This is a genomic window from Micromonospora sp. NPDC005299 (assembly GCF_042872345.1).
Taxonomy (GTDB): Bacteria; Actinomycetota; Actinomycetes; order Mycobacteriales; family Micromonosporaceae; genus Micromonospora.
Window position 1 is genome coordinate 112,680 of sequence record NZ_JBIAKG010000003.1, and the last position, 19,346, is coordinate 132,025.

A 19,346-nucleotide genomic window follows, 5' to 3' on the forward strand; every position below is an offset into this window, starting at 1 on the left:
TCGAGCCGAACCCACTCAGCGGTCACGGGGGGTGCAACCGCCGAGAGCCTTCGTAATCGACGGGACGTGAACTCTCGTCGCGAGGACAAGCATGCCGCAATGGACCCTTATACGTCGAGTGGTGTCCACTCCACGCAACGCTAATTCGTGGTACGAGTGTGTGACCGCCGTCACTCAGAGGAGTGGCGCACCCCGATCAGCCCGCTCCCGGAGGCCCCGGGGACCCGATGACCGTGCCCCGTCCGGCTAGACTTTCGCGCCGTGGGCCGAAGTGCCGCTTTCTTCGATCTCGACAAGACCGTCATCGCCAAGTCGAGCGCACTGGCGTTCGGTCGGCCGTTCTACCGGGACGGGCTGATCACTCGCCGTGACGTGGTCAAGTCGGCGTACGCGCAGCTGATGTTCCGGCTGGGCGGCACCGACGAGCAGACCATGGCCCGCACCCGGGACTACCTCGCCACGCTCTGCAAGGGCTGGCCGGTGGAACAGGTCCGCCAGATCGTCGCGGAGACGCTGCACGAGCTGATCAACCCCTACGTGTACGCCGAGGCCGCCGCCCTGATCGAGGAGCACCAGGCCGCCGGGCGGGACGTGGTGCTGGTCTCCGCCTCCGGCGAGGAGATGGTCCGCCCCATCGGCAAGCTGCTCGGGGTGACCGACGTGATCGCCACCCGGATGGCGGTGGCGGACGGCCGCTACAGCGGCGAGGTCGAGTTCTACGCGGCCGGCCCTCGCAAGGTCGACGCCGTCGGCGAACTGGCCCTGGCCCGCGGCTACGACCTCGCCGATTCGTACGCCTACTCCGACTCGTACAGCGACCGGCCGCTGCTGGAGTGCGTGGGCCACCCGACCGTGGTCAATCCGGACCGGGCGTTGCGCAAGCTGGCCGTGGAGAACTCCTGGCCGGTGCTGGAGTTCCGGCACCCGGTGCCGCTGGGCCGGCGCCTGCGGGAGCGCCCGGCCGTGCCGGTCGCCGCGGCGGCCCTCGGTGTGGGCGTGGGCGTCGCCATCGGCATCGCCTGGTACGGGCGGCACCGCCGCACCCGCGCCGCCACCCCGACCGCCTGACCCCGCGACCGCGACAGATCAGGACGCGGCGAGGATCTCGTCGCCGATGAGCGTGATCTGCTCCGCGCCGACCTCCACGGCGGCCATGTAGTGGCGCAGCCAGGAGCGCAGCCCGTCGGGGGTGCCGGTGGCGAAGGCGCCGGCCGCGCCGACGTACTCGGGCTCCCGCTCACGGTGGCCGACGTCGACGGCGACCAGTCCCCGCGGGTCGAACCCGGTGGAGATCAGCACCAGCCGGGCGGCGGCGCGCGCCACCACCCCGGACGGGCCGGCGAACGGGCGCAGGTTGAGCAGCTCGCCGTGCACCACGGCGGCCAGCACCAGCGGCGGCACCTTCGTGCCTCCGGCCACCAGCCCGGCGAGCCCGTCGAGGCGGGCCGCCACCACCGGGTCGGCCACCGGGCGGCCCAGCTCCGCCTCGGCGACGACGTCGCGGGCCGCGAGCACGTGCAGCCGGGCGAGGGCCTGGCGTGGCGCCTTCGGCCAGAGTTCACTCAGTCCGGGCAGCGCCCCGGCCACCCGCAGCGCGCCCTGGAGCAGCGGATCGGTGACCGTGCCGGCGCGCACCTCCTCGCGGTCGTGCACCCGGCCCTCCAGCGCGGCGCTGGCCACGGCCGAGCGGAGGCTGACCTCGGCGGCGACCTGGCCGCCCTGGCGCCGCAGCGCGCGGTGCCGGTGGGCCTGGTCGACCCGGTCGCGGGCGCGTTCGACGGCGGGCGCGATGTCGGCGAGCGCGAGCAGCGGGGCGAGCGGGTCGGTGGTCACCCCGCCACGCTAGCGATCCCCGCACCCCGCCGGAGCGCCAGCCGCCCCGAACGCGACCAGAACCACGCCCGCCGCCCGCCGGCCGAGCGGTGCGAAGGGAACCCTTCTCCACCGGAGGCGTTGACAGGGGGCCCTTTCCTGACAGCTCGGCGCGCGCGGAGGGCTACTGGGCGCGTGACGGTTGGGCGGGCGGTCGCGGCGGGGGGTGGGCCGGGACTAACCTCTCCCGGGTAGGAGACGCAGGTCACGCGATGAAGGAGTCACCGCATGAGCGAGGCATTGGCCAACTTGCTGAACGAGACGCGCCAGTTCCCGCCGCCGGCCGAGCTCGCCGCGAACGCCAACGTGACCGCGGAGGCATACGGCGAGGCGGCCGAGGACCAGCTCGCCTTCTGGGAGCGCCAGGCCGGGCGGCTGCACTGGGCCCGGCAGTGGGACCAGGTGCTGGACTGGTCGAACGCGCCGTTCGCGAAGTGGTTCGTGGGCGGTCAGCTCAACGTGGCGTACAACTGCCTGGACCGGCATGTGGAGGCCGGCCGCGGCGACAAGGTGGCGATCCACTGGGTGGGCGAGCCGGGTGACACCCGCACCGTCACCTACGCGGACCTGCACAAGCTGACCTGCCAGGCGGCGAACGCGCTGACCGAGCTGGGCGTCACGGCCGGCGACCGGGTGGCGATCTACCTGCCGATGATCCCCGAGGCCGCGGTGGCGATGCTCGCCTGCGCGCGGATCGGCGCCACGCACAGCGTGGTCTTCGGCGGTTTCTCGGCCGACGCGCTGACCAACCGGATCCAGGACGCCAGCGCCAAGGTGGTGATCACCGCGGATGGCGGCTTCCGCCGGGGCAAGCCTTCCGCGCTCAAGCCGACCGTCGACGAGGCGGTGGCGAACTGCCCGTCGGTGGAGCACGTGCTGGTGGTCCGCCGCACCGGCGAGGAGGTCGCCTGGTCGGCGAAGGACCACTGGTGGCACGAGACGGTGGAGACGGCCTCGCCGGAGCACACCGCGCAGCCGTTCGACGCCGAGCACCCGCTGTACATCCTCTACACCAGCGGCACCACCGCCCGGCCGAAGGGCATCCTGCACACCACCGGCGGCTACCTCACCCAGACGTCGTACACCACGCACGCGGTCTTCGACCTCAAGCCGGAGACCGACGTCTACTGGTGCACCGCCGACATCGGCTGGGTCACCGGGCACTCCTACATCGTCTACGGCCCGCTCTCCAACGGCGCCACCCAGGTCATGTACGAGGGCACCCCGGACACCCCGCACAAGGGCCGGTTCTGGGAGATCGTCGACAAGTACAAGGTGACCATCCTGTACACCGCGCCGACCCTGATCCGCACCATGATGAAGTGGGGCGAAGACATCCCCGCCGGGTACGACCTCTCCTCGCTGCGCCTGCTGGGCAGCGTCGGTGAGCCGATCAACCCGGAGGCGTGGATCTGGTACCGGCAGCACATCGGCCGGGGCGAGCTGCCCATCGTCGACACCTGGTGGCAGACCGAGACCGGCGCGATCATGATCTCCCCGCTGCCGGGCGTCACCGAGGCCAAGCCCGGCTCGGCCATGACCCCGCTGCCCGGCATCGCCGCCGACGTGGTGGACGACCAGGGCCAGTCGGTGCCCAACGGCGGTGGCGGCTACCTGGTGCTCCGGGAGCCGTGGCCGTCGATGCTGCGCACCATCTGGGGCGACGACAACCGCTTCATCGAGACCTACTGGTCGCGCTTCGGGGCCGGCGCCAACCACGGGGCCGACTGGGTCTACTTCGCCGGTGACGGGGCGAAGAAGGACGACGACGGGCACATCTGGCTGCTCGGCCGGGTCGACGACGTGATGCTGGTGTCCGGCCACAACATCTCCACCACGGAGGTGGAGTCGGCGCTGGTCAGCCACCCGTCGGTGGCCGAGGCGGCGGTGGTCGGCGCGACCGACCCGACCACCGGCCAGGCGATCGTGGCGTTCGCCATCCCGCGCGGCAGCACGGACATCTCCGGTGAGGCCGGCGAGCGGCTCATCGCCGACCTGCGCAACCATGTGGCGAAGACGCTCGGCCCGATCGCCAAGCCGCGGCAGATCATGCTCGTGCCCGAGCTGCCGAAGACCCGCTCCGGCAAGATCATGCGCCGGCTGCTGCGGGACGTCGCGGAGAACCGGTCGCTCGGCGACGTCACCACTCTCCAGGACTCCTCGGTGATGGACCTGATCTCCTCCGGCATGGGTGGCGGCAAGTCCGACGAGGACTGACGACAGGCGTACCCCGAGGTGGGTGACGGTCCGGACGGGCCGTCACCCATCGTCGTTTTCCCACCACGCGTCGGAAGTTCGGTGGAGGGGCGGCGGGCTGAACGGGCAGAGGGGCAGTTCACCCCTGTCGGTGAGGGTCCCTTCTCATTTAGGTTCAGCCGCATCGGACGGGTTAGACGGACGTCACTACGACGACCGGCCGGCCGACTCTCTGCCCCCATGCCCTACGAACGGAGTGGCATGCACACATCCGCACGCACCGGGTCGCGCCGACGCCTACTCGTCGCGCTACCCGCCATCGCCCTCGCCGCCACGTCGCTGACCGTGACGGGCAGCGCGGCCGCCCAGACGTCCGGCCCCGCGCCGGTCACGATCGGAGCCGACGAGCACTACATCAACTACGCCGAGCCCGAGGTGCAGCCGGACACCGGCGGCAAGGAGGTCAAGGGTCGGGACGGCGTCTTCACCGCGGCGGCGGACGAGGCCCGGGCCTACGACCGCAAGTACGCCGGGGGCAACCCCATCGCCGCGCGGGAACTGGCCAGGGTGGAGGCCAAGGCGATCCGGACGGGCCAGAGCCCGCGCCGGATCAAGCAGGCCAAGAGCACCCAGACCGCGAAGCTGCTGACCCTGCTCGTCGAGTTCAACGACAAGGCGAACGACGACTTCACGAACGTGATGGTCCCCAGGACCGTCTTCGAGGACCGGACCTGCGTGCCGGGCACGGTCCAGAACGGGCCGCGGCACAACACGATCCCCAACCCGGCCACGCTGCCGCACAAGGACAACAACTCGATGTGGGTGCCGGACTTCTCACCGGCCCACTACGACAAGATGCTCTACACGAAGCAGGGCATCACTGAGCGGGTCCGGAAGGACCTCAAGGGGCCGGACGGCAAGCCGGGCATCAGCCTCGCCGGGCGGACCATGCACAACATGTACCTGGAGATGTCCAAGGGCGCGTACACGGTGGACGGGCAGGCGAGCCCGTGGATCACGGTGCCGCACTCGGAGGGCTGGTACGCGGCCTCCCGCTGCTTCCAGGACGAGAACGGCAACTGGGTCGCCGGCCGCGAGCAGTCGATGAACGGCCACCCGGACAACCCGCAGGGCGCGGGCCGGCTCGCCACCGACGCCATCGACGCGCTGGCGGCCGCGGACCCGAGCTTCCCGTGGGCCGACTACGACATCGAGGACCAGAGCGACCGCGACGGCGACGGCAACGTCAACGAGCCGGACGGTGTGGTCGACCACCTGGTGCTGGTGCACGCCAACCAGGGCAAGTCCCGCGGCGGCGGCGACGTGGGCGTCTACTCGGTCTGGGCGCACTCCTCGACGGTGGCCGGCGGCTACACGATCCCGGGCACCAACCTGAAGGTGTCGAACTACATCGTGCAGCCGGAGGACGCCGGCGTCGGCGTGTTCGCCCACGAGTTCGGCCACGACCTTGGTCTGCCGGACCTCTACGACACCTCCGGCAACGCCGACTCGGACGTCGACTTCTGGGACCTGATGGCCTCGGGCTCGCACACCGGCGAGATCTTCCAGGCGCTGCCGACCCACATGGGCCTCTGGGACAAGTGGGTGCTCGGCTGGGCCGACCCGCTGACCGTCAGCGCGGGTGACCGCTCGCGGCTGGTCAAGCTCGGCCAGACGTCGCGGACGCCGGTCGGCACCGAGGACGGCATCAAGATCGACCTGCCGGACAAGGTGATCACGCTGGCGCAGCCGCACAGCGGCGCCAACATGTGGTACTCGGGCGCCGACCAGAGCTGGGCGGACGTCAAGCTGAGCCGGACGGTGACCGTCCCGAACGCCGCGGACGCGAAGTTCTGGATGTGGAACAACTACGTCATCGAGGCCGACTGGGACTACGGCTTCGTCGAGGTGTCCACCGACGGCGGCGCCACCTGGACCGAGCGGAAGGTGTACGACGACACCGGCAAGCTCGTCACCACTGACGACGGCTACGCCGACCCGAACGGGCGGATGGTCGACTTCGGCAACAAGAAGTACGGCCTGACCGGCACCACCGGCGGTTGGCGGCACGACTACGTCGACCTGTCGTCGTACGCCGGCCAGACCGTCCAGGTCCGGCTGCGGTACGCCACCGACGAGGCGTTCGAGGAGCGCGGCTGGTTCGCCGACGACTTCTCGGTCACCGGCGGCGGCGCCACCACCTGGAGCGACGACGTCGAGGGCGGCGCCAACGGCTGGACCCAGACCGGTGGCACCTTCACCGACACCAGCGGCGCGGGCTGGCACACCGACTCGGGCACCCAGGTCAAGTCGCACTACTACCTGGCCGAGTGGCGCAACTTCGACGGCTTCGACAAGGGCCTGAAGTACGCGTACGACACGATCTACTCGCACGAGGCGTGGAAGGTCGACCGGATCGCGTACAACGCCCCGGGCATGCTGGTCTGGTACCGGGACACGGAGCTGGGCGACGTCAACCACGTCACGGCGCAGATGACCGCGCTGCCCAGCTACGGGGCCAAGGGCGGTCTGCTGATCGTCGACTCGCACAACGACCCGCTGCGCCGCAAGGGCGAGGCGGCCGTCAAGGACCCGTCGGTGCTGGACAACCTGCCCAGCCGCCCGCAGTCGTCCAACGCGGCCTTCACCCTGAAGCCGACGTACCCGTTCCGGGAGTGCCTGGAGGCGGCGGACGAGCCGTACAGCGAGTACTGCACGAAGTTCCACGCCCAGGCGCCGGTCAAGGGATTCACCGACGCCAAGGGGTGGTACCCGGGCATCGAGATCCGGGACGGCTCCGCGTACGCCCGGGACAACGACGCGTCGGTGGTCATCCCGTCCAAGGGCAACGCGAAGTACACGACCCGGGTGGTCAACCCGGACGGCACGCCGGCGACGGACTACTACGGTTCGACGCTCGGCGGCGGGGCCATCGTGCTGGGCACCGGCAACCCGCGTGACGCGGGCGTCGCGTACGGCGTCTCGATCACCATCAAGTGGGCGGCCCGGGACAACGCGTACGCCATGGTGTGGGTGACCCCACCGAAACCGTGACCTGACACGCCGAGGCGCGTCGGAACCACACGGCGGGGCCCGTCTGGAGCACACTGCTCCGGACGGGCCCCGCCCTTCTTACACCCGGACAGTTTTCCGCTGCAGTCGTGTGACATTTTCCAGTGCCGCTGCGCTCCCCTTTGGGGACCTCATAATCGCCGCCACGCTCGGTGATCGGGATCGAAACGTCATGTGAACCGGCGCCCAATTGCCGGCGGCTTTCGCCCCGTTTTGCCCGGGAAAAAGAGCGAAATGATCGGGTGATTGACCGGTGACAACGATGCAAACACCTGTCATTGTGAGTGACGCATGACATGACAGTGATGGCTTTGGCTGCCACTGTCATGTAACAGATCCACAAAGGAGGAGGACCTTTGAGGAGACGAGTCACAGTGGGCCTGGCCTCGGCCGCGGCCGCGCTGCTGGCAGCCGGTGTCGTCACGACGCCGGCGTCCGCCGCCCCGGCTGCGGAGCCCACCCCCGGCGTCGAGAAGGCGAAGCACGGCAAGGACAACCTCGCGGATCCGAAGTCGGATCAGCAGCGGGAAGTCAAGAAGCAGGCGATCTCCAACCTGCTGACGGGCAAGGCCAAGCTTCAGACGCGCAACGGCTCGAAGGTCATCCAGGTCAAGGACGACCTGTTCGTCGAGTACCAGCAGGCCCCGAAGACCGACCCGATCTTCACGATGCTGGTCAACTTCGGCGACAAGACCGACCCCCGTACCGGTGGAGCTGCCGGCCCGGTGGTCAACCAGATCCCTGAGCCGGACCGCAACTGGGACGGCAGCTCCACCGACGACAACAGCACCATGTGGCGCTCCGACTTCCACCGCGAGCACTACATGGACATGTTCTACGGTGAGGGCGAGTCGTTCCGGGACTTCTACCTGAAGCAGTCGGGTGGCCGGTACACCGTTGGCGGCGACGTCAGCGACTGGATCACCGTCCCGTTCAACGAGGCGCGGTACGGCAGCAACAAGATCTCCGAGGCCGACGGCTACTGGAACTTCATCAAGGACACCGCCACGTCCTGGTATGACACCCAGGCCAAGGCCGGCAAGACGCCGCAGGAGATCAAGGACTACCTGAAGCAGTTCGACGTCTGGGACCGCTACGACTTCGACGGCGACGGGAACTTCAACGAGCCCGACGGCTACATCGACCACTTCCAGGCGGTGCACGCCGGTGAGGGCGAGGAGGCCGGCGGCGGCGCCGAGGGCGAGGACGCCATCTGGTCGCACCGCTGGGCGGCGTTCCCCAACCTCGAGGGCAAGGCCGGCCCCACCGGCAACCTGGCCGGTGGTGTCCAGATCGGCGACACCGGGCTCTGGATCCGTGACTACACCACGGAGCCGGAGAACGGCGGCCTCGGCGTCTTCGCCCACGAGTACGGTCACGACCTCGGTCTGCCGGACCTGTACGACACCGCGGGTGGCGACAACGGCGTCGGCTTCTGGAGCCTGATGTCCTCGGGTTCGTGGCTGAGCCACGGCACCGACGACATCGGTACGACCCCGGGCTACATGGACCCGTGGTCGAAGCTCTTCCTCGGCTGGCTGAACCACTCGACCGTCGACTACGGCTCGGGCACCACCCAGGTGACCCTCGGCCCGGCGGGCGACAGCGACGGGCCGAAGGCCCAGGCGGTCGTGGTGAACCTGCCCGCGCAGACCCAGACCACGAACTACAACACGCCGTTCGGCGGGTCGTACGAGTGGTGGGGTGGCAGCGCGGACGACCTGAACTCCTCGCTGACCCGCACCCTGGACCTGACCGGCGCGACGTCCGCGTCGATCACCGCGAAGGCCCAGTGGGACATCGAGGAGGACTACGACTACCTCTACGCCGAGGTGTCGACCGACGGCGGCGCCACGTGGGCCGCCCTGTCCAACTCGCTGATCGACGCCGGTGAGACCGGTGTCGACGGCTCCACCAGCGGCAACTGGGTCGACCTGACCTACGACCTGTCGGCGTACGCCGGCAAGAGCGTGACGTTCCGCTACCGCTACGCCAGCGACGGCGGCGTGCACCTGGCCGGCCCGTTCCTGGACAACGTCTCGCTGACCAAGAACGGCACGGTCGCCTGGACCGACGACGCGGAGACCCTGGCCGCGGAGTGGACCGCCAAGGGCTGGACCCGGATGGGCGGCTCGGTGACCGACTCCTACCCCCGCTTCTACATCGCCGAGAACCGGACCTACTTCGGTTACGACGACACGCTGCGGACCGGTGGCTACAACTATGGGTTCGCCAGCCGTCCGAACTGGGTGGAGCGGTTCTCCGTCCAGCCGGGCATGCTGGTCTGGTACGTGAACTACGCGTACGGCGACAACAACACGTCGCAGCACCCGGGCTACGGTTTGAACCTGCCGGTCGACGTTCGGCCGGGCAAGATCCAGGTCGGCAACCAGGGCAACATCACCAATCGGCGTAACGGCTACGACGCCACGTTCAGCCGGTACGCCAAGCCGGCGCAGACCTTCCACAAGAACGACGTGGCGGTAACTGTTCCGCAGCTCGACCCGACGCCGGTGTTCACCGACAGCGGGGTCAACAAGTACTGGAACAGCAACAACCCCTGGAACTCGGTGAAGGTCGCCGGCACCGGCACCAAGATCGAGATCCTGAAGCAGGGCACCACCCCGACCAGCGACATGGTCGTCAAGGTCAGCAACTGATCGGGTAGCACCACACGGGAGGGGCCGTCGGCGGCGACGCCGGCGGCCCCTTTCGCGTACCCCGAAGCCTTTCGCCCCAGCTCATAAGAGCCGATCGACCGATTCTGATGTGACGCTGAGGAGCCTTCCCAACAAAAAGTTGCTACAAATTGACGCGCCTGTCTTCCCACGCGTCACGGGAATGTTTATCTTCACCAGTGGTCCCACTTGTGGGGACCTTCCACCGGCCCCTACCCCCGTTGGGCCGGTTCCCTCACACCGGAGGTACCACGTGCGCAAAGTCGCAGTGGGTCTGCTCGGGCTTTCGCTGACGGCGACGGGATTGGTGGCCGGCACGGCCGCCAGCGCCGCGCCGACGCCGAAGCTGCCGACTGCCGCTCCGGCGGCCGCCGAGCCGCAGGCCCCTCACGATCTGCCGGACAAGCTCGAGGACAAGCGGCGGGCACTCCGCCAGGAGGGCCTCAGCGAGGTCCTGTCCGGCCGGGCCAAGGCCCAGAAGATCAACGGCAGCACCGTCGTCAAGGTCGGCGAGACCGCCGGCGGCGGCGCGGCGGCGGCGGCCGGCGCCCGGACCGCCAAGGCGGGCAAGAAGGACCAGTACGTCGAGCTCGCCCGGGAGCGGACCGACAAGATCTTCGTGATCCTCGCCGAGTTCGGCGACGAGCGCGACCCGGCCTACCCGGACAAGGATGAGAATCCGGATATCCCGGGCCCGACGCGCTTCGACGGTCCGCGGCACAACGAGATCCCGGCGCCCAACCGGGCCGTGGACAACTCCACCGTCTGGCAGCCCAACTACAGCCCGGAGCACTTCCGTCAGCTGTACTTCGGGACCAACCCGGGCGACGAGTCGCTCAAGCAGTACTACGAGGCCCAGTCGTCCGGCCGCTACACGGTCGACGGCCAGGTCACCGACTGGGTGAAGGTCAAGTACAACGCCGCCCGCTACGGCCGCTCGGACGACCCGGTGGCGGACGACGACGTGGAAAACCCGGCCAACGACCCGGCCGTCTGCGACAGCAACGTCTGCCAGAACACCTGGGACCTGATCCGCGACGCCGCCAACCAGTGGGTCGCCGACCAGAAGGCCAAGGGCCGCACCGACGCCCAGATCAAGGCCGACATGCAGTCGTTCGACCAGTGGGACCGGTTCGACTACGACGGCGACGGCAACTTCAACGAGCCGGACGGCTACATCGACCACTTCCAGATCGTCCACTCCGGCGGCGACCAGGCCGACGGTGACCCGCACCAGGGTGAGGATGCCATCTGGAGCCACCGCTGGTCGGCGTACAACACGTCCCGGGTCGGTCCGGAGAACTTCCCGATCGGCGGCACCCAGATCGGCGACACCGGCGTCTGGATCCGCGACTACACGATCCAGCCGGAGAACGGTGGCCGCAGCGTCTTCTACCACGAGTACGGCCACGACCTCGGCCTGCCGGACGACTACAACGTCATCAGGGGTGGGGACAACAACAACGAGCACTGGACCCTGATGGCCCAGAGCCGGCTCAGCGGCAAGAACGACGCGGGCATCGGCGAGCGTGGTGGCGACCTCGGCGCCTGGAACAAGCTCCAGCTCGGCTGGCTCGACTACGAGGTGGTCAAGGCCGGGCAGAAGCGCGACCTGGACCTGGGCCCGCAGGAGTACAACTCCAAGAAGGCGCAGGCCGCGGTCGTGGTGCTGCCGCAGCGGGAATACACCTTCCAGTACGGCGCTCCGTTCGAGGGCACCAAGCAGTACTTCTCCGGTAACGACGACGACCTGGACAACACCATGACCAGGACGATCGACCTCACCGGGAAGACCTCGGCGTCGCTGGCCATGAAGGGCCGCTTCAACATCGAGAGCGGCTTCGACTACCTCTTCTTCGAGGCGTCGCTGGACGGCGGCAAGACCTGGGCCGCGCTGCCCGGCACGGTCGACGGCAAGCCGATCCCGCCGGTGTCCCAGAACGACCCGACGCCGGGTCTCACCGGCAGCAGCGCGGGCAAGTGGGTGGACATCAACATCCCGCTGAACGCGGCGGCCGGCAAGGTCGTGCAGTTCCGGTTCCACTACATCACCGACGGTGGCCTCTCTGTGGGCGGCTTCTTCGGTGACGCGATCACCGTGACCGCCGACAGCCAGACCCTGCTCAGCGACGGCGCCGAGAACGGTGCCGGGGACTGGGCGCTCGACGGCTGGAGCATCACCGGGGAGAGCTACACCCGGCTCTTCGACAACTACTACATCGCCGGCAACCGGTCGTACGTCTCGTACGACAAGTACCTGAAGACCGGCCCGTACTACTTCGGCTACGCGAACACCCGCCCGGACTGGGTGGACCACTACGCGTACCAGGAGGGTCTGCTGATCTCGTACTGGAACCTCCGGTACGCGGACAACGACACCTTCGAGCACCCGGGCGAGGGCCGTAACCTGATCATCGACGCGCACCCGCGGCCGATCTACAACCTGACCGGCGCCCCGTGGCGGGCCCGCGTCCAGGTCTACGACGCGCCGTTCAGCCTCAAGAAGGCGGACTCGTTCACGCTGCACATCAACAGCCAGCCGCAGTACGTCCGTGGCCAGGCCGCGCAGCCGCTGTTCGACGACACCAAGCAGTACTGGTACCCGGAGCTGCCGAACCACGGCGTCAAGCTCCCGGGCGCCGGTGTCAAGGTCAAGGTTCTGCAGCAGAACGGCACCTCGCTGAAGGTCCGCTTCTCCTGAGCCGCTGATCACCGCTACACCCCGCGATGCCCGGGCAGGTCACCTGCCCGGGCATCGCCCTTTCCGGCACCCGGGCGGCCGCGGGCCGTCCGGCGATGCCCCGGAAAATCCCCTGATCCTGCGCACCTGCGGGGTCGCCCGCGCGATGCCGGCCCTAGGCTGTGCCCCATGACCGACCAGCGTGGCGGACCCGCCGACGAGTCCTGCGTGCTCCCCGAGGGGCCGTGGACGCACCGGTTCGTCGGCGCGAACGGCAGCCGCTTCCACGTCGTCGAGGCCGGCACCGGCCCCATGGTGCTCTTCCTGCACGGCTTCCCCGAATACTGGTACGCCTGGCACGAGATGCTGCCGGCCGTCGCCGACGCCGGCTTCCGCGCGGTCGCGGTCGACCTGCGGGGCTACGGCGCGAGCGACAAGCCACCCCGGGGGTACGACGGCTACACCCTCGCCGCCGACGTGGCGGGGCTGATCCGGGCCCTCGGCGAGCGGTCGGCCACCCTGGTGGGCAGCGGTGCGGGCGGCCTCATCGCCTGGACCGCCGCGTCGTTCCACCCCACCCTGGTCCGGCGACTCGTGGTGCTCGGCGCGCCGCACCCGCTGCGGCTGCGGGCCGCCATCTTCGCCGACCCGCGCGGCCAGTTCACCGCGTCCACCCCCACGCTGAAGTTCCAGCTCCCCCGCTACGAGCACGTGCTGACCCGCGACGACGCCGCCGAGGTGGAGGCGATGCTGCGCCGCTGGGGCGGGCCGCGCTGGGTGAACGGGCCCGACTTCGACGCGTACGCCCGGTGCTGCCGGGTGGCCATGCAGATCCCGCAGGCGGCGTTCTGCGCGATGGAGGGCTACCGCTGGGCGTTCCGGTCGGTGCTGCGGCTGCACGGCTACCGGTTCGTCCGGCTGATGCAGAAGCCGCTGGTCACCCCGACCCTGCAGCTGCACGGCGCGCTCGACCGGGCCTCGCTGCCCCGCACCGCCCAGGGCTCCGGCCGCTACGTGACCGCCCCCTACGAGTGGCGGCTGCTCGACGGCGTGGGCCACTTCCCGCACGTGGAGGCCCGGGACCTGGTGCTCGGCGAGATCCTGCGCTGGACGAAGTCCTGACTCAGACCCGCTGCTCGCGCAGGTCGGTCACCTCGTTCGCGGGCGCCCAGCCCTGGTAGACGCCGAAGTCGAAGGCCTCCAGCCCCATCCCCTGGGCCACCGGCCAGCGGCCGCCGGTGTACTCCACCCGCAGCCAGCCGTCGTGCTCGGCCAGCACGATGAACGGCTGCCCCTGCCAGGTGCAGGTGGTCCGCACGTACGCCAGGTCCTCGACCTCGGCGACCGGCACCACCCGGACGTGCCGGCCGGGGCGTACCTCGGTGAAGCCCTCGCCCGGTTCCGGCTGGTACAGGCGGACGTCGCCGCCGTCCGGGCTGGCCTGGTATTCCCGGCCCCGCCAGCGGGCCACATAGCCGTCGCGGGTCACGCGTCACCCGCCCGGCGCCACAACAGCTCGTCGGTGTCCAGCACGGCGACCACCCGCTCGCTGCGGTCCGCGCCGATCCGCCACAGCTCGGCACCGTGCGGCAGCCGGGCACTGTCCACCTTGAACTCGGCGACCACGTCGCTGCTCTCCCCCGGGGCGAAGCCGTTGCCGCGGAACGGGGGCCGCTCGAGCACCCAGCCCTCCATCGCCCGCATCGCGGCCTCGTTCTGCCCGCCGTACGGGATGCGGTAGAGGCTCGGCCGGTAGGCCGGCCAGCGCAGCACGTAGATCTCCTCGGCGTCCCGGGAGAACGGCGAGCCGGCGTGGCCGAGCCCGAGCGCGTCGTACAGCTCGGCGGGGGTGCCGAGGTGGGCCAGCTCGCTGGCCCGGTGCACGAAGCCGGAGACCCGGTCGTAGCCCCGCTCCAGGTAGTAGGCGAGCTGGCTCGGTGCGATCGCCTTCTGCATGGTCACCGGGCGGGTCGGGTCCACCGGCGGCGGGGCGGGCCGGGGTTCGGTCGCCGGCTCCGGTGCGGCGACGGCCGGCTCCGGCTCGGTCTCGGGATCGTCGCCCAGCCCCACCTCGGCGGCCCAGTTGGCGAGCGCGAGAACCTGCTCGCCCGGGTACGTCGCCCCGACGGGTGTGCCCGGGTTCACGGCGAACGACCAGCTCACGTCCGGCCAGCGGCGGATGAGCTGGACGAACTTGACCCGTACCGTCTCGACCGGGCCGCCGGCCCGGTCCGCCAGGCGCTCGGGCGAGGTGTGGACGACCACGTAGGTCCCGCCGTCGATCTGCTCCGTACGCCAGACGAAGCCGGCGTCCCCCGGACGGCTGCCCGCCGCCGAGTCGGCTGCGACCGGCAGCAGCACCCGGGCCAGCAGCAGGGTGGTGAGGAAACCGTCCGTGCTGCCGCTGCTGGCTGCGGCCAGCAACTCCTCCTCCACCTCGTTCGCCGGCACGAAGTCGGCTTCCGGGGTGCTGCCGGCGGACGTCGGCTTCTCAGGCGGCACGGGCCCGGCGGCGGCGGTCGGCGCGAACACCGACGTGGCCGACTCGTCCGCGGTGGTCGGCGCGTACACCGACGTGCCCGGCTCGTCCGCGGTGGCGGCCGGCGCGGTCGGCTCGAACAGCGAGCTGGTCGGCTCGGCCTGCGGGAACAGCGAGGTGGTCGCCTCGGCCGATGGGAACAGCGTGGTGGTGGGCTCGGGCGCCGGTGAGGTCGGTGCGAACAGCGACGTGGTCGGCTCGGGCGGCGGGGAGGTTGGCGCGAACAGCGAGGTGGTCGCCTCGTCCGCCGGCGTAACCCGATCGGGCGACGGCACCGCCGGGGCGATCGGCGGCTCCGCCAGCGGTGCCGTCCGCGCCTCCGCGGGCGGGACCGCCGGCGCGCCGGTGTGCTCGCCCGGGCCGGCGGGCGTGAACAGTGACGGGCGCGGCTCGTCTGCCGGTCCCGGCCCCGCCGGGGCGGACGGGCCGAACATCGGCACGGTCGGCTCGCCCGGCGTGGCGAAGGGCCGCTCCCCCAGGTCGGAGGGCTCGGCGAACGCGACCCGGTTGGGGGCAGGCGAGGTGGGCGGGTCGACGGTCAGCGGCAGGGTGGGGTCGGTGGGGCCGGCCCAGGGCGCCGTCGGGTCGCCGTCGGCCCCTGAGGCGGCCGGCGCCGTCGCCATCGCGGGCGCGGCGGCGGGCACCGGAGGCACCCCGAACGACTCGGGCGGCGCACCGGCGGTGGAGCGCGGCGCCGGCTCGGTCAGGTCGCGGGACTCGATGACGGTGCCCTCGATGACGATCGGGGTGAAGCCCCGACGCGGCGCGGGCGGGCTGGACACCGGTTCGGCGATGGACGGGGGAAGCTCCTCGGCCTCGGCGGGGTCGCCCGGGCCGGGGATCGGCTGGGTTTGCTCGTCCTGGCCCGGGTCGTCACCGGTGCCGGTGCGTCGGCGGGGCAGCGCCTGGGTGGTCTCCGCGGGCGGGGCGGCGGGGCGGAACGGCCGGGTCGGTTCCGCCGGTCGATTCGCCGGGGTCGGTTCGGCGGAGTCCACCCGGAACGCCTGCGTCGGGTCCTCCGGCACGGGCTCGGTCAGGGGCCGCCGGCGCGGGAACGGCTGGCCGCCGCCGGCGAACCGGGAGGGCGGCACCGCCCGGTCCCCGCCGCGGCGCGGCGCGTCCAGCGGCGAGGGCCGCCGGGCCGGGCGGCCCGAGGTGGGCTCGAAGAAGGACCGGGCGGGCGGCGGCGCGGGCTCGGCCGACCGGCCGTTGGCCCGTCCGGAGCGGCCGGCGTCGGCGAACGGATCCGACTCGTCGGGACGCCGACGCAGGTCGGTGAGCCAGCCGGCGAGGTTGTCCACGCCCGGGTCCGGGCCGGCCGGGTCCGCGGGCCGCGCGTCGTCGGGCGTACGGCGGCCGAGCGGGCGGGTTGGCCGGCCGTTCGCCGGGTCGGGGCGGAGGGTGGGCGGCGGGGCGGACGGGTCCGGGACGGCGGCCCGGGTGCTCGGGGCGGGGACGGTCGGGATCGGGACGGTCGACGGCTCGGGGACGGCCGGACCGCGTCCAGCCCGGACGGGGTCGGGCGGGACCCGGCCTCCGGGCACCGGCGGCGGCGGGACGTCCCGACCGGGCGCGGACGGGCCACCACCGCGGGCGGCCCGGGTGGCGCTCTCCACCCGCTCCAGGCGGGCCCGGGCACCCATGGTCCGGCCCGGCAGCCGGACGTCACCCCGGGCGAGTTGCGCGACGAACCAGGCCGGCAGGTAGCCCTCGATCGGCAGCCCGGGATTGACCGCCAGCCACCACTCGTGGTTGGGCCAGTCCGCGGCCAGCTCGGCGTAAGGGACGCGGCGGGTGGTGCCGGCGTTCTCTCCCAGGCTGGCGCGCAGCGCGGTGCCGGAGGTGAAGGCCAGCACGTGCGTCCGGCCACCGGTGGTCCAGGTGCCCCAGCCCGCCGGGCTCTGCCCGGGGAGCGTCTCCGCGGCGACCGGCAGGTGCAGCTCGAGGCGGGTCAGGATGCGGAAGTAGAGCTGCTGGTCCTGCGCGCGCAGCGCATCGCGCATCGCCACCTCGGCCTCGGTGGCCGGCTCCCATCCGGTCACGGCCACCTCTCCTTCCGCGAACAGGCCACAGGCATCGCCTACAACCTACAAGGTGGTAACAAGATCACAAATGCCTGGTTGTCGACGGTCCGCCGGGTCGTCGGCGAGGCGCTAACATCGCGTTCCGGAGTCGACACGATACGGAGGCGGTCGATGTCCCGGCCCACCGCGCGCCCGGCCCTGGCCGTCCTGGCGACCCTCCTCGTCGCCGGGTTACCGGCCGCCCCGGCCTCGGCCCGCGCGCCCTCGGCCTGCGCCGCACCGCCTGCGCCGGCCCGCCCCGTCGCGGCGCAGCCGTGGCCCCAGCAACGGTACGCGCCGGACCGGCTCACCCCGCTCGCCACCGGCGCCGGGGTGGTGGTCGCGGTGGTCGACTCGGGGGTGGACCGGTCCCACCCGCAGCTCGCCGGACGGGTCCTCGACGGCGCCGACTTCCTCGACCCGGGCGGCGACGGCACCCGCGACTGCGCCGGGCACGGCACCGGTGTGGCGAGCCTCGTCGCCGCCGTGCCCCAGCCGGGCGTGGCCTTCCGCGGGCTCGCCCCGGGCGCCCGGATCCTGCCCGTACGCGTCAGCGAGCAGCAGGTGGTCGACGGGCGGGAGTCGGGGCGTACGGTCGGCGCGGCGGACTTCGCCCGGGCCATCCGCTGGGCGGTGGACCACGACGCCGACGTGGTCAACCTCTCCGTCGTGCTGTACGCGGACAACCCCGCTGTCCGCGCCGCGGTCGCGTACGCGGTGCGGCGGGACGTCGTGGTGGTGGCCGCCGCCGGCAACCTGCACGACAGCGGCGACCCCCGGCCGTACCCGGCCGCGTACGACGGGGTGCTCGGGGTGGGTGCGATCGGGGCGGACGGCACCCGCGCCGCCTTCTCCCAGACCGGCCAGTACGTCGACCTGGTCGCCCCGGGCAGCGACGTGCTGATGGCGGCACCTCAGGGGGGCCACCGCCGGGCGGAGGGGACGAGCTACGCGGCGCCCTTCGTGGCCGGCACCGCGGCGCTGCTCCGGCAGTATCACCCCGAGCTGGGCGCGGCGGAGATCACCCGGCGGATCGTGGCCAGCGCCGACCCTGCCCCCGGACGGGGGGACGGCTACGGCGCCGGGGTGCTGAACCCCTACCGTGCGGTGACCGAGTCGCCGGTCGTCGCCGCCGCTCGCCCGCGGGCCGCGGGCGCGCTGCCGGTCGACCGACCGGACGAGGCGGAGCTGGCCCGGCAGGCCCGCCGCACGACGGCCCGGGACCGGGCGCTGCTGCTGGCCGGCGCGACCGCTGCCGCGGCCGTGGCGGTGCTGCTGCTCGCCGTGGTGCTGCCCCGAGGGGCGCGCCGCCGCTGGCACCCGGCCGACCCGGCCTGACCCGCACCGCCGCACGCGCTCAGGCGCAGGGAAGCGACGGGGCGGCACGGGCGACAGCGCCCGTGCCGCCCATGACGGTCATTGGAACAGGTTGACGTTGCGCTTCTCGGTGTCGAGGTAGTCGGCCGCGGAGTCCTCCACGGCCAGCTTGATGTCGCGCAGCATGGCCTGGAGGTCCTGCGAGGCGGCCCGCCAGCGGGCCTGCCGCTGCTCGTACGCCTCGCGCGCCTCGCCGGACCAGCTCGCCACCAGCGGGGCGGCGTCGCGTTCGAGCTGCCCGAGCTGGCTCTCGAGGGTGGTCAACGCCCTCTGGATGTCGGCGCCGGCCTGTTGCAGAGCGGCGAAGTTGACGACCAGCACACCGTGGTCCATCGATCGGTCCTTCCCGTGCGTCAGAGGGGTAGCTGGATGCCGCGGTTGGTGCCCGCCACCCGGCCGGCGGCCTCGGTGTCGGACACGTCGTACTGCCGGCCGGCGGTGCGGACGGCCGTCGCGGTCTCCCGCAGCGCCCGCTGCAGGGCCGCCTGGTCCTGCGCCCACTGCTGCTTGACCTGCTCGAAGGAGCGCCCGCCGGCGCCCCGCCAGGCCTGCTGCAACACCTCCAGCTCGGCCATCAGGCCGCTGAGCATGGTTTGCAACGACTGGTCGACCTGCTCGAACTTCGCGGCGGTCTGCTGCATCACCGCGGCTTGCGCCTGAGTCTGGGACACCCCGGACGTCACCTCGTCTCCTCGGTCGTGGCTGGCCGCTGGAGCGACCACCGTGGACTCGCCGGAGCGCGCCGCCGGAGAAGGGGGGGGGGGGGGGGGGGGGGAGGGGGCCGGCGGGGGCGCGCGACGGAACACGGCGCTGACGGTCGCCGGCCCACTCCGGTTGTGCTACCCCCGCGGGCACCCCTGTGGACGACG

The 19,346-nt window shown here is 71.7% G+C and carries 12 protein-coding genes; 7 read left to right on the plus strand and 5 right to left on the minus strand.

Going from position 1 to position 19,346, the window contains the following annotated elements:
• The first annotated feature begins 261 nt into the window (after positions 1–261).
• Positions 262–1,068, plus strand: coding sequence for an HAD family hydrolase (locus ACFYPD_RS09840; RefSeq protein ID WP_387110871.1), 807 nt, complete (start codon positions 262–264; stop codon positions 1,066–1,068).
• Between the two features lie 18 nt (positions 1,069–1,086).
• Here the strand turns inward: ACFYPD_RS09840 and ACFYPD_RS09845 are convergent, their stop codons facing one another.
• The gene (locus ACFYPD_RS09845; protein ID WP_387110873.1) at positions 1,087–1,833 is read right to left on the minus strand and encodes an oxidoreductase; all 747 of its coding nucleotides are present in this window, start codon (positions 1,831–1,833) and stop codon (positions 1,087–1,089) included.
• A gap of 267 nt (positions 1,834–2,100) precedes the next feature.
• On the opposite strand from ACFYPD_RS09845, the gene acs reads away from it, so the two are divergent.
• The 5 genes from acs to ACFYPD_RS09870 all read left to right on the plus strand — a co-directional run bounded on the left by acs (position 2,101) and on the right by ACFYPD_RS09870 (position 13,620).
• Positions 2,101–4,089: an acetate--CoA ligase gene (acs, locus tag ACFYPD_RS09850; RefSeq protein WP_387110875.1), complete on the plus strand. Its 1,989-nt coding sequence runs from the start codon at positions 2,101–2,103 to the stop codon at positions 4,087–4,089.
• 240 nt (positions 4,090–4,329) lie between these two features.
• Entirely contained in the window at positions 4,330–7,122 is a 2,793-nt protein-coding gene (locus tag ACFYPD_RS09855) for an immune inhibitor A domain-containing protein (RefSeq protein ID WP_387110877.1), read from the plus strand.
• Positions 7,123–7,514: 392 nt separating this feature from the next.
• Positions 7,515–9,800: an immune inhibitor A domain-containing protein gene (locus ACFYPD_RS09860; protein WP_387110879.1), complete on the plus strand. Its 2,286-nt coding sequence runs from the start codon at positions 7,515–7,517 to the stop codon at positions 9,798–9,800.
• 286 nt (positions 9,801–10,086) lie between these two features.
• A complete protein-coding gene (locus ACFYPD_RS09865) occupies positions 10,087–12,519 on the plus strand; it encodes an immune inhibitor A domain-containing protein (protein ID WP_387112317.1) in 2,433 nt (810 codons plus the stop codon).
• Positions 12,520–12,687: 168 nt separating this feature from the next.
• Complete coding sequence (locus ACFYPD_RS09870; protein WP_387110880.1) at positions 12,688–13,620, plus strand: alpha/beta fold hydrolase; 933 nt, start codon at positions 12,688–12,690, stop codon at positions 13,618–13,620.
• 1 nt (position 13,621) lies between these two features.
• On the opposite strand, the gene ACFYPD_RS09875 is transcribed toward ACFYPD_RS09870, so the two are convergent.
• Together ACFYPD_RS09875 and ACFYPD_RS09880 are read right to left on the minus strand one after the other, a co-directional pair.
• Positions 13,622–13,987 (minus strand): hypothetical protein, encoded by a 366-nt coding sequence (locus tag ACFYPD_RS09875; RefSeq protein ID WP_387110881.1) that lies wholly within the window; start codon positions 13,985–13,987, stop codon positions 13,622–13,624.
• A complete protein-coding gene (locus ACFYPD_RS09880; protein WP_387110882.1) occupies positions 13,984–17,079 on the minus strand; it encodes an SseB family protein in 3,096 nt (1,031 codons plus the stop codon). Before ACFYPD_RS09880 ends, ACFYPD_RS09875 begins: the two co-directional genes overlap by 4 nt.
• A 153-nt stretch (positions 17,080–17,232) precedes the next feature.
• On the opposite strand from ACFYPD_RS09880, the gene mycP reads away from it, so the two are divergent.
• Positions 17,233–18,438: a type VII secretion-associated serine protease mycosin gene (gene mycP / locus ACFYPD_RS09885; protein ID WP_387110884.1), complete on the plus strand. Its 1,206-nt coding sequence runs from the start codon at positions 17,233–17,235 to the stop codon at positions 18,436–18,438.
• A gap of 78 nt (positions 18,439–18,516) precedes the next feature.
• On the opposite strand, the gene ACFYPD_RS09890 is transcribed toward mycP, so the two are convergent.
• Together ACFYPD_RS09890 and ACFYPD_RS09895 are read right to left on the minus strand one after the other, a co-directional pair.
• Positions 18,517–18,810 carry a WXG100 family type VII secretion target gene (locus ACFYPD_RS09890; RefSeq protein ID WP_357271852.1) on the minus strand — a complete coding sequence of 98 codons (294 nt, stop codon included), beginning with the start codon at positions 18,808–18,810 and terminating at the stop codon, positions 18,517–18,519.
• Between the two features lie 20 nt (positions 18,811–18,830).
• Positions 18,831–19,148: a WXG100 family type VII secretion target gene (locus ACFYPD_RS09895; RefSeq protein WP_387110886.1), complete on the minus strand. Its 318-nt coding sequence runs from the start codon at positions 19,146–19,148 to the stop codon at positions 18,831–18,833.
• Positions 19,149–19,346: the final 198 nt, after the last annotated feature.